Below are 6,285 nucleotides of genomic sequence, written 5' to 3'. Positions count from 1 at the left end.
TGCTTCTATTATCGAGTAATCAAGATGGCTAATCAAACTATCAGAATCCAATTAAAAGCGTTTGATCATAAATTGATTGATCAGTCGGCGGGTGAGATAGTAGAAACAGCGAAGAGAACAGGTGCCCAAGTAAAAGGTCCTATCCCTTTGCCTACTAGAAAAGAACGTTTTACTGTATTGATTTCACCGCATGTTAATAAAGATGCTCGTGATCAATATGAACTGAGAACTTACAAAAGGTTGCTTGATATCGTTGAGCCAACCGATAAGACTGTTGACGCCCTGATGAAGTTGGATCTGGCGGCTGGGGTCGATGTTCAAATTAAGCTTAAATAGCAGCAAGTTATAATTTAGAGGGATTGGCAGATGTCAATAGGTCTTATTGGTCGTAAATGTGGTATGACCCGAATTTTTTGCGAAGATGGCTCTTCGGTACCTGTTACCGTGCTCCATATTGACTCCAACAGAGTCATTCAGGTGAAGAGCGTTGAAACTGATGGTTATCGCGCTATTCAGGTAGCGGCGGGTGATGTTAAGTCTTCAAAAGTCAACAAAGCAATGGCTGGGCATTACGCATCTGCCAATGTCACCGCAGGTCGTGGTTTGTGGGAGTTCAGGCTCAGCGAAAGCGAGGCAGCCGAATTTTCCGCAGGAGCAGAGTTAAAAGTTAATGTGTTTGAGGCTGGGCAGGTAGTCGATGTCTCTGGTACCAGTATTGGTAAAGGTTTTGCCGGTACAGTTAAACGTCATAATTTCAGAACTCAAGATGCGACGCATGGTAACTCGCGGTCCCATCGGGTGCCTGGTTCGAGCGGTATGAACCAAACCCCCGGTCGCGTATTTAAAGGTAAGAAAATGTGCGGACATATGGGGGCGGTCAAAACTACAATACAGAATTTGACGATCCATGCTGTAGATGCAGAGCGGAACCTGATTTTAGTCAGAGGCGCGGTACCTGGTGCCAAGGGTGGCGATGTGGTTATCACCCCAGCAGTAAAAATGTTAAATAAGGGTTAATTTATGACTTTGCAAATACCTGCAATCAATAGTCAAGATTCTGCACAGGCGCTTGATGTTTCCGAGGCAGTCTTCGGGCAAGATTTTAATGAAACGCTGGTGCATCAGCTGGTAACAAAATATCTTTCTGCAGCAAGGGCTGGTACTAAAGGCCAAAAAAACCGGGCTGCGGTAAGTGGTGGAGGTGCTAAGCCATTCCGTCAAAAAGGTACGGGTCGTGCGCGTGCGGGAACAACCAGAAGTCCAATATGGCGCACAGGTGGTGTCACGTTTGCAGCCCAACCTAGATCGTTTGATCAGAAGCTGAATAAAAAGATGTATAAGGTTGGAATTAGATCTATTTTCTCAGAGTTGTTAAGGCAGGGTAGATTGGCTGTGTGTAATGACATTACGCCTGCAACGCCAAAAACAAAAGACTTTCTGAGCAAGATAAAAGGTATCGATGCAAAAAGATTGTTAGTGGTTGCGGATGACTTAAACGAGAATTTAATTCTTGCAGCTAGAAATATTCCTTACATAGCGGTAGTTACTCCAAGTAGTGTAGATCCAGTTTCTTTGGTTTCCGCTGACAAGGTAATTGCGACAGCAACAGCGCTGAAACAGATTGAGGAGCGTTTGGCATGAGTATTGAGCAAATTAAACTAGCAAGTGTTCTGTATGCGCCAATTGTGTCAGAAAAAAGCTCCAATGCTGCTGACCAAAATAATCAATTTGTATTCAAAGTAAAAAAATCTGCGACGAAATTGCAGATTAAAAATGCAGTTGAATTTATGTTTGGTGTTGAAGTAGCCGCCGTTCGCGTTCTGAATGTTAAAGGAAAAATTAAACGATTCGGACGTACACTGGGTAAGCGATCTGACTGGAAAAAGGCATATGTAAAGCTTCAGCCTGGTCATAACATCGAATTAGCGACAGCATAATACTTTAAGCAAATAAGGAGCGGTAGAAGAGCATGGCTATTCTAAAATCAAAACCGACATCTCCGGGTTCTCGGTTTGTAGTGCGTGTACAAAATAATGATTTGCATAAGGGTAAGCCATTTGCACAACTACTTGACAAAAAGAGCAACACCGGTGGTCGTAACAATCTGGGTAGAATAACGACTCGCCATATTGGTGGTGGACACAAAAAGTTCTATCGGATAGTAGACTTTAAACGCGACAAAACTGATATTCCCGCGCTAGTTGAGCGTATCGAATACGATCCGAACAGAACTGCGAATATAGCGTTGATTCTTTTTAAAGATGGCGATCGCAAATATATAATCGCGCCAAAAGGCATCGAGGTCGGTCAAGAGATATTGAGCGCAGAAACAACTCCGGTTAAGCCTGGAAATTGTATGCCTCTGCGGAATATGCCTTTGGGTACCACAATTCATTGTATCGAGCTGAAGCCCGGAAAAGGTGCTCAAATTGCAAGAAGCGCTGGAACCTCTGTTCAATTGGTTGCTAAAGATGGCGCATACGTTACTATTCGTCTCCGTTCTGGCGAGATGAGAAAGGTGCCATCTGATTGCAAAGGTGTAGTCGGCGAAGTCTCCAACTCTGAGCACAATCTTATTTCATTGGGAAAGGCCGGTGCCAAAAGATGGCGCGGTGTTAGGCCAACTGTAAGGGGTGTGGCGATGAATCCTGTAGACCATCCTCATGGTGGTGGTGAAGGTAGGACCTCGGGTGGTAGACATCCTGTGTCTCCTTGGGGAACGCCAACAAAAGGCTATAAAACTCGAAAAAACAAACGTACTGACAATATGATTGTCAGACGCCGTAAGCAAAAATAAGAGGTATCTGACGTGCCACGTTCAATTAAAAAAGGTCCATTTATAGATCATCACTTGCTAAAAAAAGTTGAAGAAGCAGTGAGAGCTAATAATAGGAAACCGATTAAAACCTGGTCTAGAAGGTCAATGATCAGCCCTGATATGTTGGGATTGACCATAGCCGTGCATAATGGCAAACAGCATGTGCCGGTATTGATTTCAGAAAATATGGTCGGACATAAGCTGGGTGAGTTCTCCCCTACAAGGACTTATAAAGGCCATATAGCAGACAAGAAATCAAGATAAGGAGTGAATGTGGAAGTTTCGGCTAAATTAAGTAATGCTCCTCTCTCTGCGCAAAAAGCACGGCTTGTAGGGGATCAAATACGCGGGTTACCTGTTGAAAAAGCATTGAATTTGCTGAGTTTCAGCTCTAAGAAAGCTGCTGCGATAATCAAAAAAGTTCTAGAGTCGGCAATAGCTAATGCGGAACATAACGAAAGTGCTGATGTTGATGAGTTGAAGGTTTCGACCGTATTCGTTAATGAAGGCAGGACGTTAAAGAGAGTTAGCGCAAGGGCAAAAGGGCGTGCGAACCACATCCTGAAAAGAACTTGTCATATAACAATTAAAGTAGCAGAGAAATAGAGGTAGCAAATGGGACAAAAGGTACATCCCACTGGGATTCGTCTCGGGATAGTTAAAGATTGGACTTCGAGATGGTATGCAAATAGCCAGAATTACCCTGTGTTTCTGTTGCAGGATTTGAAGGTTAGGGAATACATAAAGCAAAAACTGGCTCATGCGTCTGTTAGCAGAGTGCAAATCAATAGACCTGCGAATAACGCCAACATAACAGTGCATACTGCGCGCCCTGGCATTGTGATCGGTAAAAAGGGTGAGGATATAGACGTATTGAGACAGAGTATATCCGCAATGATGGGTGTGCCTGTTCAGCTGAACGTCGAAGAGATTCGGAAGCCGGAGCTTGATGCCTATTTAGTTGCTGAGAGTATAGCTCAGCAGCTAGAAAAACGTATTATGTATCGTCGCGCGATGAAGCGGGCTGTAACTAACACGATGAGGTTGGGTGCCGAAGGTATAAAAATCACCGTAGCCGGTAGGTTAAACGGAGCTGAGATTGCCAGAACGGAATGGTATCGCGAAGGCCGTGTGCCTCTTCACACGTTACGTGCGGATATTGACTACGGAACCGCTGAAGCCAAAACCACTTACGGAATTATCGGTATAAAGGTTTGGATATTTAAGGGTGAGGTGTTTGATATGGATGCGCATGCAGCGTCTTTAAACGCCGACTCAAAAAAATAGTTGAAGGAGTATATAAGAGATGCTTCAGCCAAAAAGAACAAAATTTCGTAAACAGCATACCGGTAGAAATAACGGTACCGCATTGCGCGGCTCCTCAGTTAGCTTCGGAGAATATGGTTTAAAATCTATTAGCCGTGGTAGAATGACCGCCCGCCAGATTGAGGCAGCCAGAAGGGCGATAAGTCGGCACGTAAAGCGTGGCGGAAAAATCTGGATAAGGATTTTCCCAGACAAGCCTATTACTAAAAAACCATTAGAAGTTCGTATGGGTAAAGGTAAAGGTAGTGTAGAATACTGGGTTGCACAAATTAAACCAGGCACGATGCTGTTTGAAATTGAGGGCGTTTCTGAAGAGTTGGCAAGAGAGGCTTTTGAGTTAGCCGCTGCCAAGCTGCCGGTGAAAACGACTTTCTCTGCACGGACAATAATGTAATGAAAGCGAAAGATTTAAGAAGCAAAACAAAAGAAGAGTTGAATTCCAGTCTTTTGGAGTTGTCTCGCGAACAGTTCAATTTAAGAATGCAAAAAGGAACTGGACAGCTTAGCAAGCCAAGTCAAATAAAGCAGGTTAGGCGAGATATTGCTCGCATTAATACTATTCTGAATGAAATGGTAAGAGTATAGATATGAGCGAAAATCTAGATACTGTACGTAAAGTAACTGGTCGGGTAGTTAGCAACAAAATGGATAAGACTGCGTCTGTTTTGGTGGAGCGGCTGGTTAAGCATCCCGTATATGGAAAGTACATTAAGCGATCCACTAAGCTTCTCGTTCACGATGAAAACAATATATGTCAAGAAGGCGATGTAGTTTCGATTACATCGTGTCGCCCTATTTCTAAAAATAAGGCGTTCAAACTATTGGAAGTGTTAGAAGCTTCCAATAGATAATCAATAATTTTAGTTGGGATTTTAAAAATGATTCAGATGCAAACTAGCCTTGACGTCGCCGATAACAGTGGTGCAAAAAAGGTCATGTGTATCAAGGTTCTTGGAGGTTCGCACCGCCGCTACGCTGGCATTGGTGACATCATCAAGGTAAGCGTCAAAGACGCCATGCCGCGTACTAGGGTTAAAAAAGGCGATGTATATAACGCATTAGTTGTAAGGACTCGTAAAGGTGTTCGTAGGGCTGATGGTTCAGTTATTCGTTTTGACGGCAACGCAGCAGTAATTTTAAATAACCAACTACAACCAATTGGTACTCGTATCTTTGGGCCGGTTACTCGTGAATTAAGAGGCGATAAGTTCATGAAGATTATATCTCTAGCGCCAGAAGTATTATAGGTAGAGGCCCAAAGATGCAAAAGATTAAGCAAGGCGATGAAGTCATCGTGATAGTAGGAAAAGATAAGGGTAAACTAGGGAAAGTAATTAAGGTGCTTGAAGATAACAAGCTACTAGTCGAAGGTATTAACTTAGTAAAGAAGCACCAGCGAGGTAATCCGAATCTGGGTGTTTCTGGTGGTATTGTTGATAAGAACATGCCCATTGACATTTCGAACGTTGCTTTATTTAACCCAAAAACTAAAAAAGGCGACAGAGTTGGTTTTAGAATTCTAGATGATGGAAAAAAAGTCAGATATTTTAAATCCACTAACGAAAACGTTGGTCTCTAAGGTAATAAGGCTATGGCTAGACTACAAAGTAAATATAAATCTGAAATTGTTCCAGCGATGCAGGAGCAATTTGGCTACAAAACAATAATGCAAGTCCCAAAGCTTACCAAAATAACTCTCAATATGGGTGTTGGTGGAGCTATCGCAGATAAGAAAGTCCTACAGTCTGCTGTTTCTGATATGGAAAAGATATCAGGACAAAAAGCGGTGGTTACGTTGGCAAGAAAATCTATTGCCGGATTTAAAATTCGTGATGACATGCCCATCGGTTGCAAAGTCACTTTGCGTGCCGATAAGATGTACGAGTTTTTGGATAGATTGATTACGATCTCAATACCTAGAATTAGGGATTTTCGAGGTATGAGCTCTAAGAGCTTCGACGGTCGTGGTAACTATTCAATGGGAATTAAAGAACAAATTATTTTTCCTGAAATAGATTATGACAAGATCGATGCGCTCCGTGGTATGGATATTTGTATTACAACAACCGCTAAAACTGACGAAGAAGGTTTGGCACTGTTGAAATTATTCAATTTTCCATTTAAAAACTAGAGCGTATCGA

Annotated in this window: 14 protein-coding genes; all 14 read left to right on the top strand. The window is 42.7% G+C overall.

Annotated elements, in window-relative coordinates; all coding sequences use genetic code 11:
• Positions 1 to 24: 24 nt before the first annotated feature.
• The 14 genes from rpsJ to rplE are packed head-to-tail and all read left to right on the top strand — an operon-like array spanning position 25 to position 6,275.
• Complete coding sequence (gene rpsJ / locus A1332_RS08195) at positions 25 to 336, top strand: 30S ribosomal protein S10 (protein ID WP_020484801.1); 312 nt, start codon at positions 25 to 27, stop codon at positions 334 to 336.
• A gap of 30 nt (positions 337 to 366) precedes the next feature.
• Entirely contained in the window at positions 367 to 1,017 is a 651-nt protein-coding gene (gene rplC, locus A1332_RS08190) for a 50S ribosomal protein L3 (protein ID WP_064008006.1), read from the top strand.
• Between the two features lie 3 nt (positions 1,018 to 1,020).
• Entirely contained in the window at positions 1,021 to 1,641 is a 621-nt protein-coding gene (gene rplD, locus A1332_RS08185) for a 50S ribosomal protein L4 (RefSeq protein ID WP_064008005.1), read from the top strand.
• Positions 1,642 to 1,643: 2 nt separating this feature from the next.
• Positions 1,644 to 1,937, top strand: a complete 294-nt coding sequence (rplW, locus tag A1332_RS08180; RefSeq protein ID WP_197491422.1) for a 50S ribosomal protein L23 — start codon at positions 1,644 to 1,646, stop codon at positions 1,935 to 1,937.
• Between the two features lie 32 nt (positions 1,938 to 1,969).
• Positions 1,970 to 2,797 (top strand): 50S ribosomal protein L2, encoded by an 828-nt coding sequence (rplB, locus tag A1332_RS08175; protein ID WP_064008003.1) that lies wholly within the window; start codon positions 1,970 to 1,972, stop codon positions 2,795 to 2,797.
• Positions 2,798 to 2,809: 12 nt separating this feature from the next.
• Positions 2,810 to 3,082 (top strand): 30S ribosomal protein S19, encoded by a 273-nt coding sequence (rpsS, locus tag A1332_RS24720; protein ID WP_081607975.1) that lies wholly within the window; start codon positions 2,810 to 2,812, stop codon positions 3,080 to 3,082.
• Between the two features lie 9 nt (positions 3,083 to 3,091).
• Complete coding sequence (gene rplV, locus A1332_RS08170; protein ID WP_033157220.1) at positions 3,092 to 3,424, top strand: 50S ribosomal protein L22; 333 nt, start codon at positions 3,092 to 3,094, stop codon at positions 3,422 to 3,424.
• A 9-nt stretch (positions 3,425 to 3,433) separates the two neighbouring features.
• Complete coding sequence (gene rpsC, locus A1332_RS08165; RefSeq protein WP_033157219.1) at positions 3,434 to 4,105, top strand: 30S ribosomal protein S3; 672 nt, start codon at positions 3,434 to 3,436, stop codon at positions 4,103 to 4,105.
• Positions 4,106 to 4,124: 19 nt separating this feature from the next.
• Positions 4,125 to 4,538: a 50S ribosomal protein L16 gene (gene rplP / locus A1332_RS08160; protein ID WP_026602118.1), complete on the top strand. Its 414-nt coding sequence runs from the start codon at positions 4,125 to 4,127 to the stop codon at positions 4,536 to 4,538.
• The gene (rpmC, locus tag A1332_RS08155; protein WP_036277051.1) at positions 4,538 to 4,729 is read left to right on the top strand and encodes a 50S ribosomal protein L29; all 192 of its coding nucleotides are present in this window, start codon (positions 4,538 to 4,540) and stop codon (positions 4,727 to 4,729) included. The genes rplP and rpmC overlap by 1 nt, the downstream gene beginning before the upstream one ends.
• A gap of 2 nt (positions 4,730 to 4,731) precedes the next feature.
• Positions 4,732 to 4,995 (top strand): 30S ribosomal protein S17, encoded by a 264-nt coding sequence (gene rpsQ, locus A1332_RS08150; RefSeq protein WP_064008002.1) that lies wholly within the window; start codon positions 4,732 to 4,734, stop codon positions 4,993 to 4,995.
• A 27-nt stretch (positions 4,996 to 5,022) separates the two neighbouring features.
• A complete protein-coding gene (gene rplN, locus A1332_RS08145) occupies positions 5,023 to 5,391 on the top strand; it encodes a 50S ribosomal protein L14 (RefSeq protein WP_013820378.1) in 369 nt (122 codons plus the stop codon).
• A 14-nt stretch (positions 5,392 to 5,405) separates the two neighbouring features.
• Positions 5,406 to 5,723: a 50S ribosomal protein L24 gene (gene rplX, locus A1332_RS08140; RefSeq protein ID WP_064008001.1), complete on the top strand. Its 318-nt coding sequence runs from the start codon at positions 5,406 to 5,408 to the stop codon at positions 5,721 to 5,723.
• Between the two features lie 12 nt (positions 5,724 to 5,735).
• Positions 5,736 to 6,275, top strand: a complete 540-nt coding sequence (gene rplE, locus A1332_RS08135) for a 50S ribosomal protein L5 (RefSeq protein WP_064008000.1) — start codon at positions 5,736 to 5,738, stop codon at positions 6,273 to 6,275.
• Positions 6,276 to 6,285 lie beyond the last annotated feature (10 nt).

The organism is Methylomonas methanica (genome assembly GCF_001644035.1).
GTDB classification, from domain to species: Bacteria; Pseudomonadota; Gammaproteobacteria; order Methylococcales; family Methylomonadaceae; genus Methylomonas; species Methylomonas methanica_A.
Note: the sequence above shows the minus strand (reverse complement) of the source record. Positions and strands in the feature narration are given on the sequence as shown.

Coding starts and splice junctions, on each gene's coding strand:
- rplC (WP_064008006.1), top strand. CDS start 367: ATGTCAATAGGTCTTATTGGTCGTAAATGTGGTATGACCCGAATTTTT.
- rplB (WP_064008003.1), top strand. CDS start 1,970: ATGGCTATTCTAAAATCAAAACCGACATCTCCGGGTTCTCGGTTTGTA.
- rpsQ (WP_064008002.1), top strand. CDS start 4,732: ATGAGCGAAAATCTAGATACTGTACGTAAAGTAACTGGTCGGGTAGTT.
- rpsC (WP_033157219.1), top strand. CDS start 3,434: ATGGGACAAAAGGTACATCCCACTGGGATTCGTCTCGGGATAGTTAAA.
- rplP (WP_026602118.1), top strand. CDS start 4,125: ATGCTTCAGCCAAAAAGAACAAAATTTCGTAAACAGCATACCGGTAGA.
- rplD (WP_064008005.1), top strand. CDS start 1,021: ATGACTTTGCAAATACCTGCAATCAATAGTCAAGATTCTGCACAGGCG.
- rpsJ (WP_020484801.1), top strand. CDS start 25: ATGGCTAATCAAACTATCAGAATCCAATTAAAAGCGTTTGATCATAAA.
- rplN (WP_013820378.1), top strand. CDS start 5,023: ATGATTCAGATGCAAACTAGCCTTGACGTCGCCGATAACAGTGGTGCA.
- rplX (WP_064008001.1), top strand. CDS start 5,406: ATGCAAAAGATTAAGCAAGGCGATGAAGTCATCGTGATAGTAGGAAAA.
- rplE (WP_064008000.1), top strand. CDS start 5,736: ATGGCTAGACTACAAAGTAAATATAAATCTGAAATTGTTCCAGCGATG.
- rpmC (WP_036277051.1), top strand. CDS start 4,538: ATGAAAGCGAAAGATTTAAGAAGCAAAACAAAAGAAGAGTTGAATTCC.